The organism is Candidatus Methylacidiphilales bacterium (assembly GCA_033875315.1).
Lineage (GTDB): Bacteria > Verrucomicrobiota > Verrucomicrobiia > Methylacidiphilales > CAZTYG01 > JANRJG01.
In genome coordinates this window covers 92,762-108,499 of sequence record JANRJG010000039.1, presented here as the reverse complement: position 1 = coordinate 108,499, position 15,738 = coordinate 92,762, and the positions used below count along the sequence as shown (strand labels likewise).

General features: G+C 61.4%; 15 protein-coding genes. 11 read left to right on the top strand and 4 right to left on the bottom strand.

What is annotated here, in order from left to right; all coding sequences use genetic code 11:
* Positions 1–389: 389 nt before the first annotated feature.
* Genes murI through panC form a run of 3 tightly spaced genes read right to left on the bottom strand, consistent with a single transcriptional unit; the run spans position 390 to position 3,357 of the window.
* Complete coding sequence (murI, locus tag SFU85_12365; GenBank protein ID MDX6767570.1) at positions 390–1,199, bottom strand: glutamate racemase; 810 nt, start codon at positions 1,197–1,199, stop codon at positions 390–392.
* On the bottom strand, positions 1,196–2,554 hold the full coding sequence (locus tag SFU85_12360) for an N-acetylmuramoyl-L-alanine amidase (GenBank protein MDX6767569.1): 1,359 nt from the start codon (positions 2,552–2,554) through the stop codon (positions 1,196–1,198). Before SFU85_12360 ends, murI begins: the two co-directional genes overlap by 4 nt.
* Positions 2,551–3,357, bottom strand: a complete 807-nt coding sequence (gene panC, locus SFU85_12355; GenBank protein MDX6767568.1) for a pantoate--beta-alanine ligase — start codon at positions 3,355–3,357, stop codon at positions 2,551–2,553. Before panC ends, SFU85_12360 begins: the two co-directional genes overlap by 4 nt.
* A gap of 142 nt (positions 3,358–3,499) precedes the next feature.
* Between panC and SFU85_12350 the strand changes: the two genes are divergently transcribed.
* A complete protein-coding gene (locus tag SFU85_12350) occupies positions 3,500–4,849 on the top strand; it encodes a hypothetical protein (protein ID MDX6767567.1) in 1,350 nt (449 codons plus the stop codon).
* A 158-nt stretch (positions 4,850–5,007) separates the two neighbouring features.
* On the opposite strand, the gene SFU85_12345 is transcribed toward SFU85_12350, so the two are convergent.
* Positions 5,008–5,505, bottom strand: a complete 498-nt coding sequence (locus SFU85_12345) for a bifunctional nuclease family protein (protein ID MDX6767566.1) — start codon at positions 5,503–5,505, stop codon at positions 5,008–5,010.
* A 115-nt stretch (positions 5,506–5,620) separates the two neighbouring features.
* Between SFU85_12345 and speA the strand changes: the two genes are divergently transcribed.
* From speA to arsS, 10 genes are all read left to right on the top strand, one after another.
* Entirely contained in the window at positions 5,621–7,570 is a 1,950-nt protein-coding gene (speA, locus tag SFU85_12340) for a biosynthetic arginine decarboxylase (protein MDX6767565.1), read from the top strand.
* Positions 7,571–7,659: 89 nt separating this feature from the next.
* Positions 7,660–8,535, top strand: a complete 876-nt coding sequence (locus SFU85_12335; protein ID MDX6767564.1) for a TraR/DksA C4-type zinc finger protein — start codon at positions 7,660–7,662, stop codon at positions 8,533–8,535.
* A 4-nt stretch (positions 8,536–8,539) separates the two neighbouring features.
* The gene (gene rpsR, locus SFU85_12330; GenBank protein ID MDX6767563.1) at positions 8,540–8,779 is read left to right on the top strand and encodes a 30S ribosomal protein S18; all 240 of its coding nucleotides are present in this window, start codon (positions 8,540–8,542) and stop codon (positions 8,777–8,779) included.
* Positions 8,780–8,797: 18 nt separating this feature from the next.
* The gene (rpmB, locus tag SFU85_12325; protein MDX6767562.1) at positions 8,798–9,061 is read left to right on the top strand and encodes a 50S ribosomal protein L28; all 264 of its coding nucleotides are present in this window, start codon (positions 8,798–8,800) and stop codon (positions 9,059–9,061) included.
* Between the two features lie 61 nt (positions 9,062–9,122).
* Entirely contained in the window at positions 9,123–9,323 is a 201-nt protein-coding gene (locus tag SFU85_12320; protein ID MDX6767561.1) for a hypothetical protein, read from the top strand.
* A 205-nt stretch (positions 9,324–9,528) separates the two neighbouring features.
* Entirely contained in the window at positions 9,529–11,871 is a 2,343-nt protein-coding gene (locus tag SFU85_12315) for an NAD(P)-binding domain-containing protein (protein MDX6767560.1), read from the top strand.
* A gap of 46 nt (positions 11,872–11,917) precedes the next feature.
* Complete coding sequence (locus SFU85_12310; GenBank protein MDX6767559.1) at positions 11,918–12,637, top strand: DUF547 domain-containing protein; 720 nt, start codon at positions 11,918–11,920, stop codon at positions 12,635–12,637.
* A gap of 47 nt (positions 12,638–12,684) precedes the next feature.
* Positions 12,685–13,830: a methyltransferase domain-containing protein gene (locus SFU85_12305; protein ID MDX6767558.1), complete on the top strand. Its 1,146-nt coding sequence runs from the start codon at positions 12,685–12,687 to the stop codon at positions 13,828–13,830.
* A gap of 60 nt (positions 13,831–13,890) precedes the next feature.
* Entirely contained in the window at positions 13,891–14,718 is an 828-nt protein-coding gene (locus SFU85_12300; protein MDX6767557.1) for an MIP/aquaporin family protein, read from the top strand.
* A 45-nt stretch (positions 14,719–14,763) separates the two neighbouring features.
* Positions 14,764–15,732 carry an arsenosugar biosynthesis radical SAM protein ArsS gene (gene arsS, locus SFU85_12295; GenBank protein MDX6767556.1) on the top strand — a complete coding sequence of 323 codons (969 nt, stop codon included), beginning with the start codon at positions 14,764–14,766 and terminating at the stop codon, positions 15,730–15,732.
* The last annotated feature ends 6 nt before the right edge of the window (positions 15,733–15,738 follow it).

The window sequence follows — 15,738 nt, the reverse complement described above, 5'->3', positions numbered from 1 at the left end:
CTTACGCCGGGCTTGTGCAAGAACCTACGAAGAACTCATGCGGGCGGTCGCAGACTGCTTGTCACTGTTCACTCCACAAGAATGTATCAACTACTTCACTCATGCACATTATGTGTCTATATGATCCGGAAATGCTCTAGTCTGAACGATGCAGTGGATTTACCACGAAGAGCGCGAAGTTCGCGAAGTCATTGGGGTTTGGACTAAGCAAATTTTCGATTCACCAATCGGTGAGTTCAAGTCCAACCCTGATTTTCATCGGGGTTGGATTACTCCTTAGGACCATCGATGCCAAAAGTTTCTGCTTCGCGTTCTTCGCGTCCTTTGCGGTGAACTTCATTTTCCCGGCTTGGAGCTTATTCGGACACCCCCTAGAGCCGTCTTTAATCTCAAACCGAATCCAACGCCACTTTTTCAATCCGCCGCACCGGGTGTTTGAGGAAACGCTCCGCCATGCGTCCGAAATGGGCGGGCAGGTCGGTCAGGTAAACCTCGGTTCCCCCGACCCCCTCCGTCGCCGCCAGCATCCCGTGGCCATGGAGATAGCGCCGCACCGACTGCGCACAGGCGAAGGCCGAATCGACCAAAATCCGCCCCGGGCCGAGCAGGCGGGAAAGCACGGGTTTGAGCAGCGGGTAATGGGTGCAGGCCAGGACCAGGGTGTCCACCCCGGCCTCCTCCATCGGACGCAAGTATTCGCGCAGCACCAATGCCGTCACCTCGTGGTCCAGCCAATCTTCCTCGATCAACGGCACCAACAGGGGAGTGGGCAACGAGGTCAACTGGGCAGCGGGCAGGCGTTGGAGGATCAAATTCTGGTACACCCCGCTGCCAATGGTTCCGGCCGTACCGATGATCCCGATGCGACCCTGCGGGCTGGCCGCCACCGCTGCTTCCACCCCAGGCTCGATCACGCCCAAGACCGGCACCGTGCATTCCCGGCGCAGGGTCTCCAGGGCAAAGGCCGAGGCTGTGTTGCAGGCGACCACAATCATCTTCACATCGCCGGCCACGAGAAAACGGGCAATTTCCCGGCTGTAGCGGGTGATGGTGGCCTCGGACTTGTTGCCATAGGGAACCCGGGCGGTGTCGCCGACGTAAACCAACCGTTCCGAAGGCAGGATTTCTTCAATGGCCCGGACCACGGTCAATCCACCGACACCGGAATCAAAAATACCGATGGGACGGGAATCGTTCATGGTTTCGCTTCCTGTTCGGGTTGCGGGCTTTCCGGGGCAGGCGGGACGGGCGCAGGCTCCGGGGGGGGCGGCGGTGGCGCGGGAACGGCAGGCGAGGGTTCCACGGGTTGCGCGGGTTCGACGGGTTGAGGGGCCGGGGCGGCGGATTCTTCCGGCACTGGAACCGCCGGAGGAGCCTCCACCGCGGCAGGGGGCGTGGATGGAGTTGGAATCTGAGGTGGCGTGGGCGCCGTCGTGGAAGTTTCGGGCACGGGAACGGGAACGGCCACCGGTGGCGGAGCGGGTGCGGGAGCGGGAGTGGGCGTAGGAACTGGAGCGGGAGCGGGAACGGGGGCCGTTGGGGGAGGCCGGACCCAGACATGCCCGGGATCCACCACGCGGACATAGGCCTTCAATCCCTCATAAACGGCCGCCGCTATTTTTTCGCGGTAAGCTCCGTCGGAGATGAGTCCAGCATCGACGGTGTTGCTCATGAATCCCCCCTCGACCAGAACGGCAGGGGCGTGGCTTTCACGCAGTACCACGAATCGCGCGCGTTTCACCCCGCGGTCGCCGGCCCGGCTATGCAAAAGGGCGATTTTCCGGTGGACAAAATCCGCCAGCAGAATGTTGTGATAATTCATCCGATTGCCCGGGTTGCTGTCGAGATCCGAGGTCCGCAAAATCCCCTGCGAGGAAGTGGAAGGGGTTCCCTGGGGCGAGAGGGCGAAGGTTTCGACCCCATGCGACACCCGGGGACCGGAATTGTAGTGCAGACTGACAAAGATATAACCCGGATAGCGCAGGGTGAACGCCGCCCGGTCCTCCAACGTGATGAAGACATCGGTCGTCCGGGTCATGACCGAGGGAATGCCCGCTTCCTTGAGCATCCGTTCCAAGCGGCGGGCCGTATCAAGGGCGGCGGTTTTTTCCTGGTAGCCATCCCGCGTCCGGGCCCCATTGTCCGCCCCCCCATGCCCGGGGTCCAGGATCACCCCGCGGAAGGGGCGCGGGGGGACCGCCTTTTCTTTGTGGATGAGCGGTTCGAAAAGCATGATGACGTCGGCTTTGGAGACGAGCGTGCGCCCCTGCTCATCCAAACCCAGCGGGAAGCTCATCCACACCTTACTGCCATTGAGCACGCATTCATTGGAATTCGGGCGGAAGACCACGCTCAAACCCTTGCCTTTCAATTCAAAATAGTCGTCGTTGGGAATCTCCGGGACCGTGAGACCGTAGAACTTCGCGAACGATTCCAACGTCACATAGGACCTTCCCCGCAGCCTCACTTCTTCCCACACCGGGTCGGCCGCATGGACCATCGTTCCCAAGGCCAACAGAAGGACTAAGGTCCACCGTAGTCGGAAGCCTTTCATGATGCTCCACGGGCCTTGATCGGACAGGAAACATTGTCGATCAGCCGGGTCCCGCCACAGAAGACCGCCGCACAAAGCCTGCCCCCGGACCACTCCACATAATCCACCCGCAGTCCCGGCGATCGCGACAACAACCGGACCCCGGCCCGCTCAGCCGCCCCCGCGGAAAGGGCGCCACGGGCCGCTTGGCGGAGCAGTCGGGGAAAGGCCAGCGCCTGTTCGTACGCTTCCCGGGAAAGGTACGCATTGCGGGAACTCATCGCCAATCCCCGTCCATCCCGGTGGGTGGGGACCCGCACCACCCGGATCGGAAACCAAAGATCCCTCACCATCCTTTCAATCACCTCGCATTGCTGGGCGTCTTTCTGTCCGAAGACGGCGAGGTCCGGTTGAACGATGAGAAAAAGCTTGGCCACCACCGTGGTCACCCCGTCGAAATGCCCCGGGCGCGAACGCCCGCATCGTCCCGCCGACAAAGCTTTTTCTGCGACCACGGTCGAATCGTCCGGAAGATACAAATCCCGGGGGGAAAACACCACATCCACCCCGGATGTCCGGCAAAGGGCCCGATCCCGAGCAGCGGGACGGGGATAACGCGAAAAATCTTCCCGGGGTCCGAATTGGCGGGGATTCACGTAGATGCTCACCACCACCCGGTCCCCCAAGTTGCGAGCCCGCCGGACCAGACTCAGATGCCCTTCGTGGAGCGCCCCCATGGTGGGCACCAGCACCAACTTTTCCCCGCTGGCACGCCAATCCAGGGCCAGGCGCTGCATCATTCGGGGCGATGTGACGATTTTCACGGGGCGTATAAAAACGGCCATCGTAACGGCCCTTTCGCGGCTGACCATCCCAATTTGTCCCTCCCCCCTCCAGTTGCCCATTCCTGCCACCCACCATCGCGTTGCACTTGCCCAGCATCGTCTTTTTGGCAATACTTTGGTGATGTCGGAAGAAATACAAACGCCCGCCCGCGAATCCTCGTCCAATGAAGGCACGGCCAAAGCCTCCATCGGCGCCTTCGCCCTTTCCATCATCTTGCACAGCGCCGCCCTCCTGCTCGTGGGCGGCTATGTCATTTTCGAAGGCGTGGTGCCCAAGACGGTCTTCAATTCGGCCGATGGCCTGGTTGACCCCGGTGCCGATGAGACGGTCATGATGGCCCCGCCCGAAGAAATCACGGAAATGCCGGACACCCCCCAGCCGACCAACGACCTCGCGCCCAGCTCCGCGGAAACCCCGACCCCCACCAACGACTCCCTGGCCAATGACCTGATCATCTCTTCCGCCCCCAGCCCCTCGGCATTCAACATCTCGCCCGCAGCCAGTGTGACCAGTATCAACAGCCTCTCGCAAAACATCGAAATGAAGCCGGCGGCGGTTTCCGACGTTTCCAACCCCGCCGGCAAACAGTCCGTGGTCCAATTCTTCGGCATCAAGGCCGAGGCCCGCCGGGTCGCCTTCCTGCTCGATGCCTCTGGCAGCATGGTTTTGGCAAGCCGCGGCGGCAAGGCCGGTTACGACAAACTCAAACAGGAACTCATCCGCATGATCCAAGGCCTGGACGGTTCGTCGGAATTCAATGTCTTCATCTTCGATTCCAACGTCGACGCCTTCAAGCCGCGCGCTGTGCCCGGATCGGACCGCTACAAAGCAGAATTCGCCACCTGGATCGCTCCCTACATGACGAACAAATTCGGCAACATCCTCCTGAACTACCGCAGCCAGCGCATGGCCGGCTTCTCTGGACAAACCCGCATGGACCTGGCCCTGACCGGTGCTTTCGAATCCGGCTGCGACACCATCTTCATCCTCACCGACGGAACCCCCAACGTGCAACGTCCGTTCACTGAGAAGGAAAACGCCGAGTGGGCCAAGTTGCGGGAGAAGAACGCCAAGGAAATCGCCGCTTGGGAAATCATGCGCCGCGATTACTACGAGAAGAACAAGGCCATCATCGCAGAAATGCGGCAGGAAATGGCCAGGATGAATGCCGCCGTTGAGGGAAGGGAAAAGGAATGGGTGTGGTGGATCGAAGGCTACAAGGGCCTGCCGACGAGACCAGAATACGACAATCCCCCCCCTGGGGCCTATCGTGGTGCGAACACCTTTACCCGGGAGGAACTCCTGGATTATCTGTCCAATCTTTACAACGAGCTCTACAAATCCCGGGGCCAGGAGAAGCCCACCATCCACGTCGTCGGCTATTCGGTCTCGGATAAAGACCGTGATTATCTGCGCGAAATCACCAAGCGCTTCGGCGGCAACTACCGCGACTTCAAGGGCGACAAGTAACGATCTTCCCGGCTAGAATGTTTTGCAAGTTTTGCGATTCATCCCCTGATCGTTCTCGTACTCTTTCTCATTCTCGTTCTCCCGGGGATGGAGAGAGTGAGCACGAGATCGAGTAAGAAAAACGAGTGGGAACTGTCGCGAATTGAATGGAAAAGGCTCTAAGTCTCTTCCTCACCCGCATCGGCCTCGGCATCGCCATCCGGATCTTTCCCCTCTTCCTCCATCTTCTCCTTGATCCGCTCCAGCATCGAGCTGATGTCACTCACTTGGTTCCAAACCCGGTCGGCCACGTAAACCGGCTTGCCCGCCTGCAGCGCGATGGCCAGACAGTCGCTCGGACGGGCATCGATCTCGGTGATCTTGTTGTGCACTTCGTTGCGGGCCTTGAGGGTGATGCGGGCGAAGTAGGTGTCGTTGCGCAGGTCGTTGATGACAATGCGCTCCACCGTGATGCCGAAGGAGGAGAAAATCAGGCCGATCAGGTCGTGGGTCAGGGGACGCTCCCGTTTTTCTCCTTTCAAAAGAATGGCGATATTGGTCCCCACCCCGTGGTCGACGTGGATGCTGAAGGTCTTCTCCTCGTTGCCCAGGAACACCGTGATCCCGTTCTGCGAGGGCACCAAGCCGACGATCCTGACCTCGTGCGTTCCTTCCATCCCCCCACCCTAGGAGCGCGGACCGAAAAGACAAGCCACCCTCCCGGCCAGGATCGCAGCGAAAATATTTCATCGCCCCCGTTGCCAAGCGCACTTCGGGGGTTATAACGGCACCATGCAGAAGCGCGAATCGGCCTGGACCATCGAGCAGGCCACCCAGGCCTACAACATCGACCGCTGGGGAGCGGACTATTTCAGTGTCAACGGCGAGGGCGAGATCTGCGTCCACCCGCTCCAAACCGAGGGCCCCGGCCTCAGCATCCACCGCGTCGTCCGCGAGGCCCGCCAGCGCGCCATCCACCTCCCCATCCTCGTCCGTTTCCACGACCTGCTCCGCCACCGCGTTCGCACCATCAACGAGGCCTTCGCCAAGGCCATCGAGGAAATGAACTACGGCGGCCAGTACCGCGGGGTTTTCCCGATCAAGGTCAACCAGCTCCGCGAAGTGGTGGAGGAGATCGCCGATGCCGGCAAGCCCTACCACTTCGGGCTCGAAGTCGGAAGCAAGCCCGAGCTCATGGCCGGGTTGGCCATCCACGAGGACCCGGAAAGCCTCCTCATTTGCAACGGCTACAAGGATCCCGAATTCATCCAGATGGCCCTCCTCGGCCGCAAGTTGAACAAGAAAGTCATCATGGTGGTCGAGAAGATCGAGGAACTCCAACGCATCATCGAACAAGCCGAACGCCTCAACGTCAAACCGCTCATCGGCATCCGCGTCCGCCTCCAGACCAAAGGGGCCGGCAAGTGGGCCCTCTCCGGCGGGGAAGGGGCGAAATTCGGCCTTTCCACTTCCGACATGTTGGAAGCAGCGCGCCTGCTCAAGGAAAAAGGCATGGAGGACGCCTTCCAACTCCTTCATTTCCATGTCGGCTCCCAAATCCCCGACATCCTCACGGTCAAAAAGGCCGTCCGCGAAGCCACCCGCTACTATGCCAAACTCTACAAACTCGGCTTCAAACTCAGCTACCTCGACGTCGGCGGCGGCCTTGGTATCGACTACGACGGAAGCCGCACATCCAGCGAAAGCTCGACCAATTACACCCTGGGCGAATACACCCGCACCGTGGTCAGCAACATCTCCAGTGTCTGTGAAGAGGAAAAGGTCCCCCACCCGCACATCGTCAGCGAAGGGGGCCGGGCCGTCGTGGCCCACCATTCGGTCCTGCTGGTCGAGGTCTTCGGGGCCATCGAAAAAACCAAAGGTTCGCCGGTGCCCGCCGCCGCGGACGATCACAAGATGGTGCGCGAGCTTTCCGACCTCATTGAGAAACTCAACAAGCGCAACCGCAGCGAAAGCCTCCACCAGGCCCTCCAAATCAAGGAGGAGACCCTGTCGCGCTTCGAACTCGGCCTGATGGACCTGGAAACCAAGGCCAAGATCGAAACCGCCTTCTGGCATCTGGCGGAAAAAATTGTCCGCTATTACGAGGGCAACAAATCCATCCCCGAGGAAGTCAGGGAACTCCGCACCCAACTCGGCGACCAGTTCCTTTGCAATTTCTCCGTCTTCCAGTCGCTCATCGACCACTGGGCCTTGGACCAGTTGTTCCCCATCGCCCCCATCCACCGCCTCAACGAGGCCCCGGCCCACAACGCCACCCTGGTCGACATCACCTGCGATTCCGATGGCAAGATCGACCGCTTCATCGACGACCTCGATGTCCGCGAAACCCTCCCCATGCATGCCCTCAACGGGGAACCCTACGTCCTCGGCTTCTTCCTCATGGGGGCCTACCAGGACGTCATGGGCGACCTGCACAACCTCTTCGGCCCGGTCACCGAGGTCCATGTATTCCTGGATGAGGATGAGGAAGAGGGCTTTTACATCGAGGAAGTCATCCCTGGGTACACCATCGGCCAGGTGCTGGCGGACGTGCAATACGAACCGACCCAGCTCTCCCGTATGATGAAATCTCAGATCGACCAGGCCATCCGGGGTGACGTGCTCAAGCCCAATGAGGGGATGCAATGGCTCGAACAGTATGAAAACTGTCTCAAACACCCGACCTATTTGTTCTTCCCCCAGACCCCGGGCCCGGCCCCGGTTGATGGCACGGCCTGAGCGACTCGGGGGCTGCCCGGTAGGGCCTTGCGGAATTTGAAAAAACCTGTTGGCAACCCGGGGTGGCTGCGCTAGACCTTTCTGCTCTTATGTCCGGGAAGAAAGCCAAAGCATCGAAGCCCAAGTCCAAGGGGAAGCCTGTCGCCAAGGGTAAATCGAAGCCTGCCAAGGCCATTTCCAAGCCGAGCACCAAACCCGCCAAAGCCCCGAAAAAGGCCCCGGCGACAACCAAGCCCAAGGGGGCCAAATCGGCCAAAATGCCTCAACCTTCCAAGTCTGCAAAATCTGCCAAATCCGCCAAGGCGACCCCGTCTGCCAAGCCCGAGTCCAAAAAAGCCAAATCGCCAGCCCCCTCCCCGGCCAAAAAAGCCCCGGCCAAGTCGGTTGTCGCTCCGATTCCTGCCGGTCCGCGATTCCCCATCAAGGGTTCGGCCAAACGACCTTTCGTCCTCCCTGCCCCCGGCACCAAACCCGCTTCAGCCAAACCCCGGCCCCTCAATCCGAAGTTCCTCGAGAAACAACGCAAGAACCTCCTCGAACTCCGCGACCATATCCTCGACCAGATGCAGGGCGTGGCCAACGACAGCCTCAAGTCCACCGACAACGCCCCCTCATCCGCCTTCGGCATGCACCAGGCCGACGCCGGCAGTGACGCTTACGAAAAAGATTTCGCCCTCAGCCTCCTTTCCCAGGAACAGGACGCCCTGTATGAAATCGAGGAAGCCCTCAAACGCATCGAGCAGAACACCTACGGGATCTGCGAAATGTCCGGCGAGGCCATCCCGGTTGAGCGGATGGAAGCCATCCCTTTCGCCCGCTACACCGTCCAGTGCCAGGAACAGCTCGAGCGCGAACAAAAAGGCAAAAACCGCTGGGACACCGCCCCCCAATTCATGGATTCGGCGGAAAACTTCTTCGAAGAAGAAGACGATTCCGAGGAAGAAAGCCAGAAACTGAAAGAATAAGATTATGGGAAGCAAGATCGTCAAAGGCAAAACCAAGCGCCGCCGTTCCGGCCGCATTGTCAACAAGAAGCGCATCGATGTCAGCACCGAGGCCCTGGATTACCGCAATCCGGACCTGCTGAAAAAATTCGTCACCGAGAGCGGCAAGATCCTGCCCCGCCGCATCACCGGCATGCCTTCCAAGCTCCATCGCAAACTGACCCAAGAAATCAAACGCGCGCGCAACCTGCTGCTCGTCAAATAACCACCCCGGAGTCCCGCCATGTCCCGTTCCTGCGCCATCACCCAAGCCAAACCCTCCCAAGGCCACCGCATCAACCGCAGCGGTAAAGCCAAGAAAAAAGGAGGGATCGGTACCCACGTCACGTCCAACACCCCCCGCACCTTCCTGCCCAACCTCCAGGAAAAACGCATCTGGGTTCCCGAACTCAAGAAGTTCGTCCGCGTCAAGCTCTCTGCCCGCGGACTCAAGACCCTCGACAAAAACGGGGCCTATTCCACCCTCAAAGCCGCCGGCCTGATCTGAGTATCCGGGCCGCCTGCTTCATCCCAATCCATTCACCCCACCCCCAACCCGGAGATTCCCCATGGCCTTCAGCGTCATCAGCAAAAAAAGCGGCAAGACCTACCACCTGCACAGCCGCGTCCAACCCCTCAAGGGCGGCAAAACCGTCACCCTTTACTACTTCGCCGGCGAAGTCAAAGAAGGCGCCCTCGACGCTCTCCCCGCCGGTTATATCGTTTCGGAGAACGAGCGCACCGGACTCCCCCTCCTGAAAAAAGGCTGAGCCCCCGCGCCACTACCGCGACCTTACCACGGCCATCCGGAAACGGATGGCCGTTTTTTTGCCCCCGCGCCGCTGTCCCACCCTCGTTCACCCTTGCCGGATGGGTTGCCCGTCCGCCAGGCGCAACCCGAATTTCAGGCTCGCGTCCCGGGGCACTCGGGTCAATTTATCGGGAATAACCCGCACCGTGTAATCTCAAACATCCATGCTGACCGCCTTCCTCACACGCTACACGCACTGGTTGCACACCCGCTGGCCCGCCGGCGTTGTGGAAAAACTCCCCCTCGTCCACGAGGACGGTACCTGTGCCGTCCCCGGTGTCCGCATCGTCGGCGATCTCACCGGCATCCCCCTCCTCAAATTCGCCATCGACGGCGGGGCCAAAGCCGCCCAGGCCGTTGCCACCGAACTCGCCACCTCTGGAGCCTCGAAGGAACCCGCCACCCATGATCTGGCCATCATCGGCGGTGGGGTGGCCGGCATCGCCGCCGCCATCGAGGCCCGCGCGCGCGGACTCGACTTCGTGCTCTTCGAACCCTCCGGTCCCTTCTTCACCATCGCCAATTTCCCCAAGGGCAAACCCATCTACACCTACCCCACCGGCATGACCCCGGCCGGCTCCTTCCAAATCACCGCCGCCGACAAAGAATCCCTCCTCGCCGAAATGGAAGCCCAACGCCTTCAGGCCGGCATCACCCCGCACACCGAACGCGTCGAATGCCTCTCCGCCCGCCCCCAATCCATCGAACTTCACCTCGCCGGAGGCAAAACCATCTCCGCCCGCCGCGCCATCGTCGCCATCGGACGAAGCGGCAACTTCCGCAAACTCGGCTGCCCGGGTGAAGACCTCGCCAAGGTCACCAACCGCCTCCACGACCCCCGCGACTACGCCGGAAAACAAGTGCTCGTCGTCGGCGGGGGCGACTCCGCCCTCGAAGCCGCCATCGCCCTCACCGCCTGCGGTGCCCACACCACCCTGTCTTACCGCAAGAAGGAATTCTCCCGCCCCAAACCGGACAACCTCGCCCAGATCCAGCGCCTCTCCCGCGATCCCATGGCCGAGGCCGCCGTCGAACGTCCCACCTCCGAACGCATCACCACTGCCGCCTCGTCCTCCATGCGCGGCGATGCCGCCCCGGGGTCCCTCCGCCTCGCCCTCGGTACCGAAATCGCCGCCGTCGGCCCGGAAAACGCCAGCCTCCGCCACCCCGACGGATCCACCGAAACCATCCCCAACGACCACGTCTTCGCCATGATCGGACGCGAGGCCCCCTTGGAATTCTTCCGCCGCTCCGGCATCCCCATCCGCGGAGAGTGGAAACCATTGGATTTCGCCGCCATGGGCGCCTTCCTCCTCTTCTGCACCTGGCTCTATCACTGGAAAGGCGGAAAGGAAATCCCCTTCATTGGCAAGCTGCCCCCCTGGCTCAATTGGAATCCCGCCATGCTTTGGGCCTGGATCCAGTCCCTTCTGCCCTCCGCCGCCGATCCCTCCACCCTCCTCGGCACGCTCAAGATCTCCGCCTCCGGTCCTTCTTTCTACTACACCCTTGCCTATTCCCTCATCATCATCACTTTCGGCATCCGGCGCATCCGCCGTCGCAAGACCCCCTACGTCACCGCCCAGACCCTTTCCCTCACCGCCATGCAGTGCCTGCCCCTCTTCCTTCTCCCGGAAATCATCCTGCCCTTCCTCGGCCACCAGGGACTCTTCGACCACGGGTGGGCCCGCGCCGTCGCCGACGAGTTTTTCCCGGCCGTTTCCTACGGCCATGGCCGCGAATACTGGCGAGCCTACGGACTGGTGCTCGCCTGGCCCCTCTTCGTCTACAACTGGTTCACACAACAACCCCTCACCGGCTGGCTCATCGTGGGCTTCCTCCAAACCTTCGTCCTCATTCCGCTCCTCGTCTGGCGCTGGGGCAAGGGTGCGTATTGTGGGTGGATCTGTTCCTGCGGGGCCCTCGCCGAAACCCTGGGCGACCAACACCGCCACAAGATGCCCCACGGTCCCGCTTGGAACCGCCTCAACATGCTCGGCCAGGCCATCCTCGCCTTCGCCGCGCTCCTCATGATCCTCCGCATCCTCGGCTGGGCTGGCGTCTCCTGGGCCGCCTACGCTTTCGAGCAGGGCTTCCACCACCTCCCTGTCATCAATTATGCCTGGTTCGTCGACCTCTTACTCGCCGGCATCCTCGGCTATGGCTTCTACTTTTGGTATTCCGGCCGCGCTTGGTGCCGCTTCGCCTGTCCCCTCGCCGCCCTCATGCATATTTATGCCCGTTTCTCCCGCTTCCGGATCTTCGCTGAAAAGTCCAAGTGCATCTCCTGCAACGTCTGCACCTCGGTCTGCCACCAGGGCATCGACATCATGAACTTTGCCAACAAGGGCCTGCCCATGCAGGATCCGGAATGCGTCCGTTGCTCGGCCTGCGTGCAACAATGCCCGACCGGCGTCCTTGCTTTCGGACACCTTGACAGCGAAAAACAACCCATCCTCGACCGCCTCGCCGCTTCCCCTGTCCGCATGCGCGAGGCCTCCCACTGATCATCACAAAAATCGAAGCCGTTCACCTCACACTTCGCTCCTGGATATGGCACCCAAAGTCTTCGCCCTCCTCCTCATTCTAGTCTCCGCCGCCTCAGCAACGGCCCCTGCCGGCACTTATGAAGCCCTCCTCTCCCGATACGCCAAACCGGACGGCGTGCGCTACCGCGCCTGGAAACAATCCACCGAGGACACCCAGGCCCTGGCCAACCTCGCCCGGACCATGGCCACCCTCCCCGTCCCCGGCGATCCCGCCACCGCCAAGGCCTTCCTCATCAACGCCTACAACATCCATGTGCTTTCCGGCATCCTCGCCGCCTACCCCATCTCCGGTGTCCGCGACATCGCCCCCAATTTCGGTTTCTTTTCACAAGCGCGTTTCCAAATCGCCGGCCAGCCCGTCAGCCTGAACGACCTGGAAAAGAAACACCTCCTCGCCACCTTCCGCGATCCCAGGATTCATTTCGCCATCAATTGCGCCAGCCGGAGCTGCCCGCCCCTGCGCGCCGAACCCTACGACCCCGCCCGGATCGAGGCCCAGCTCAACGATGCCGCCCGTCGCTTCCTTGCCTCCCCCCTTGGTGCCCGTCCCGATGGAAAAGACAACCCATGGCTCTTTTCAGAGATTTTCAATTGGTACGCCGCAGATTTCGGAGGCCAGGCGGGCGTCCGCACCTTCCTCAACCAACACCTCCCCAAACCCCTCCCCACCGACACCCACATCGGATTCCAACCCTACGATTGGTCCCTCAACGAATCACCCTAGACATCCGGTAGCTTTACCATCCAATCCCAACCCCGTAACATACATCCATGAACATCGAAACAGCCGTCAAGCAACGCTACGCGGCCGGAGCACGCGAGGCCGAAGCCGCCCTGTGCTGCCCGGTCGATTACGACAAACAATACCTCACTGCCATCCCCCAGGAAGTCATCGAGCGCGATTACGGTTGCGGCGACCCCAGCCGCCACCTCCGCCGCGGTGAAACCGTCCTCGACCTCGGCTCCGGAACCGGGAAAATCTGTTTCATCGCCTCCCAGGTCGTCGGCCCCGAGGGGCGTGTCATCGGCATCGACATGACCGACGACATGCTCGAGGTCGCCCGCCGCAATGCCCCTGTCGTGGCCCGCAACATCGGTTACGGCAACGTCGAGTTCCGCAAGGGCCGCATCCAGGACCTGGCCCTCGACCTCGAGGCGCTGGACTCCGAATTGAAGAAAAATCCCATCACCAGTGCCGACGCCTTCCTGGCCGCCGACGCCCTCGCCGCCGAACTTCGCGCCACCCGCCCGCTCGTCGCCTCGGAATCCGTCGATGTCGTTGTTTCCAACTGCGTCCTCAACCTGGTGGACTCGCGCTCCAAACGCGATCTGTTCGCGGAAATCTTCCGCGTGCTGAAAATCGGGGGCCGTGCGGTCATTTCCGACATCGTCAGCGACGAGGAAGTGCCCGAGCAACTCCAACAGGACCCCGAACTTTGGTCCGGTTGCCTGTCGGGTGCGCTGACCGAGGAAGGTTTCCTCAACGCCTTCACCGCAGCCGGATTCTACGGCGTCCGCATCCTCAAACTCGACACCACCCCCTGGCGCACGGTGGAGGGCATTGAGTTCCGCTCCATGACCATCGAGGCCTTCAAGGGCAAACAAGGACCCTGCTTCGAGCGCAACCAGGCCGTCATCTACAAGGGGCCCTTCAAGGAAGTCCTCGACGACGACGGCCATCGCATGGAGCGCGGTGTCCGCTACGCCGTTTGCGACAAAACCTACAACTTGTACAAGAAAACCCCCTACGGGGACTGCTTCACCTTCCTTGATCCGCTCGTCGACATCCCCCTCGCCGATGCCCGCCCTTTCGATTGCTCGCGCACCAGCCGCCGCCATCCCAAGGAAACAAAAGGCCAGGACTACAGCGCCACCACTGAAGCCTCCCAGTGCTGCGATGGGGGCGGTTGCTGCTGAAGGCTTAAGCCCAATGGAATACGGTTCCACCCCCACACCAATCCTCATAAAGTGACGCGCATGAAAAATCTGCCCTCATGGTTCATCGGTGAGTCGCTTGGCACCTTCCTCCTCGTTTTCTTCGGGTGCGGCAGCGTCTGCGCTGCCGTCCTCACCGGGGCCCAGGTCGGCGTGTTCCAGGTCGCCATCGTTTGGGGCCTTGGCATCGCCACCGCCATTTACCTGACCGGCTCCCTCAGCGGGGCCCATCTCAATCCCGCCGTCACCATCGCCATGACCGTCTTTGGCGGCTTCCCCCGCTCCAGGGTCCTGCCCTACATCGCCACCCAACTCGTGGCTGCATTCCTGGCTGCAGCCGTCCTCTTCCTCATCTTCGGTGATGCCCTCCGCACCTATGAGGCGGGGCACGGCATCGAGCGCGGCGCCCCCGGCAGCGAAGCCACCGCCATGATCTTCGGGGAATACTTCCCCAACCCGGGCGGACAACCCCTCACTACTGAGTCCCGGCAGCTCATGACCCACACCGCCGCCATCGGCGCCGAAGTCATCGGCACCGCCATCCTGCTGCTGGTCATCTTCGCCTGCACCGATGCCCGCAATTCCGGACGCCCCCAGATCCTCACCGCCCTGACCATCGGTCTGACGGTCACCCTGCTCATCTCCCTGCTCGGTCCCCTGACCATGGCGTGTTTCAATCCGGCGCGCGACCTCGGCCCCCGGCTGTTTTCATCGCTAGCGGGCTGGGGCAGCATACCTTTCACCACCAATGGCTGGGGATGGCTGACTGTGTACATCCTCGCCCCCATATTCGGAGGTCTCATCGGTGGGAGAATCTACACCGCATTCCTTAAACCCGCCTACACTTCCGCCCATCCGACCCAGGTTTGACCAAGCCCGGACGGTCGAACATCCTCCCCGAGCATCCCTACGGCCATGCAACCGCCCACCCTGTCTTTTGCCGATACGCTTCGCCACCAGAACGTGGCGCTCCGCCGTGCGCGCACAGAAATCCTCCAGATCAACACCGGCAAGCTTTGCAACCTCACCTGTTCTCACTGCCACGTCAACGCCGGCCCGGCCCGCAAGGAAATCATCACCCGGCCCACCCTTGAGCGCATCCTGGATTGGCTCGCCCCCACCGACATCACCACCGTCGACCTCACCGGAGGCGCCCCGGAAATGATCCCCGATTTCCGTTGGCTGGTCTCCAGCCTCAGTGCCCAGGGACGACGGGTGATCGATCGCTGCAACCTCACCATCCTCCTCGAACCCGGTTATGAAGACATGGCCGCTTTCCTCAAGGAACACCAAGTTGAGATCGTCGCCTCCATGCCGTGTTACTCACCGGAAAACGTCAACGCCCAACGTGGGGACGGCGTCTTCGAGGCCAGTATCACCGCCCTGAAACAACTCAACAGCCTCGGCTACGGCAGAACCGAACAACTCCCCCTCCACCTCGTCTACAACCCCATCGGCGCCTCTCTTCCAGGTCTGCAGGAAGAACTGGAAGCCGATTACAAGCGCGAGCTCAAGCAACACTTCGGAATCGATTTCCACCGCCTTTACACCATCACCAACATGCCCATCGCGCGTTTCGCCACCTGGCTCCGGCACAACGGTAAGTTCGTCGCCTACATGGACACCCTCCGCCAGGCCTTCAACCCCGCCACTATCCCCGGCCTGATGTGCCGCAATACCCTCAACATTGGCTGGCGCGGCGAAGTCTATGACTGCGATTTCAACCAGCAACTCGGCATGCAGTGGACCAATCCCCGGCCACTCTTTCTCTGGGACCTGGACCCGGCCACTCTCGAGGACCGCCCGGTGGCTTTGGGCGAACATTGTTTCGGTTGCACCGCCGGCTGTGGATCGTCCTGCGGTGGCGCGCTCACAACCGCCTGATATCGC

Bases quoted from the DNA above. Each gene is read 5' to 3' on its own strand.
- SFU85_12335 (MDX6767564.1), top strand. From the start codon at position 7,660: ATGTCCGGGAAGAAAGCCAAAGCATCGAAGCCCAAGTCCAAGGGGAAG.
- SFU85_12345 (MDX6767566.1), bottom strand. From the start codon at position 5,505: ATGGAAGGAACGCACGAGGTCAGGATCGTCGGCTTGGTGCCCTCGCAG.
- SFU85_12320 (MDX6767561.1), top strand. From the start codon at position 9,123: ATGGCCTTCAGCGTCATCAGCAAAAAAAGCGGCAAGACCTACCACCTG.
- SFU85_12300 (MDX6767557.1), top strand. From the start codon at position 13,891: ATGAAAAATCTGCCCTCATGGTTCATCGGTGAGTCGCTTGGCACCTTC.
- rpmB (MDX6767562.1), top strand. From the start codon at position 8,798: ATGTCCCGTTCCTGCGCCATCACCCAAGCCAAACCCTCCCAAGGCCAC.
- SFU85_12315 (MDX6767560.1), top strand. From the start codon at position 9,529: ATGCTGACCGCCTTCCTCACACGCTACACGCACTGGTTGCACACCCGC.
- arsS (MDX6767556.1), top strand. From the start codon at position 14,764: ATGCAACCGCCCACCCTGTCTTTTGCCGATACGCTTCGCCACCAGAAC.
- rpsR (MDX6767563.1), top strand. From the start codon at position 8,540: ATGGGAAGCAAGATCGTCAAAGGCAAAACCAAGCGCCGCCGTTCCGGC.
- murI (MDX6767570.1), bottom strand. From the start codon at position 1,199: ATGAACGATTCCCGTCCCATCGGTATTTTTGATTCCGGTGTCGGTGGA.
- SFU85_12360 (MDX6767569.1), bottom strand. From the start codon at position 2,554: ATGAAAGGCTTCCGACTACGGTGGACCTTAGTCCTTCTGTTGGCCTTG.
- SFU85_12305 (MDX6767558.1), top strand. From the start codon at position 12,685: ATGAACATCGAAACAGCCGTCAAGCAACGCTACGCGGCCGGAGCACGC.
- SFU85_12310 (MDX6767559.1), top strand. From the start codon at position 11,918: ATGGCACCCAAAGTCTTCGCCCTCCTCCTCATTCTAGTCTCCGCCGCC.
- speA (MDX6767565.1), top strand. From the start codon at position 5,621: ATGCAGAAGCGCGAATCGGCCTGGACCATCGAGCAGGCCACCCAGGCC.
- SFU85_12350 (MDX6767567.1), top strand. From the start codon at position 3,500: ATGTCGGAAGAAATACAAACGCCCGCCCGCGAATCCTCGTCCAATGAA.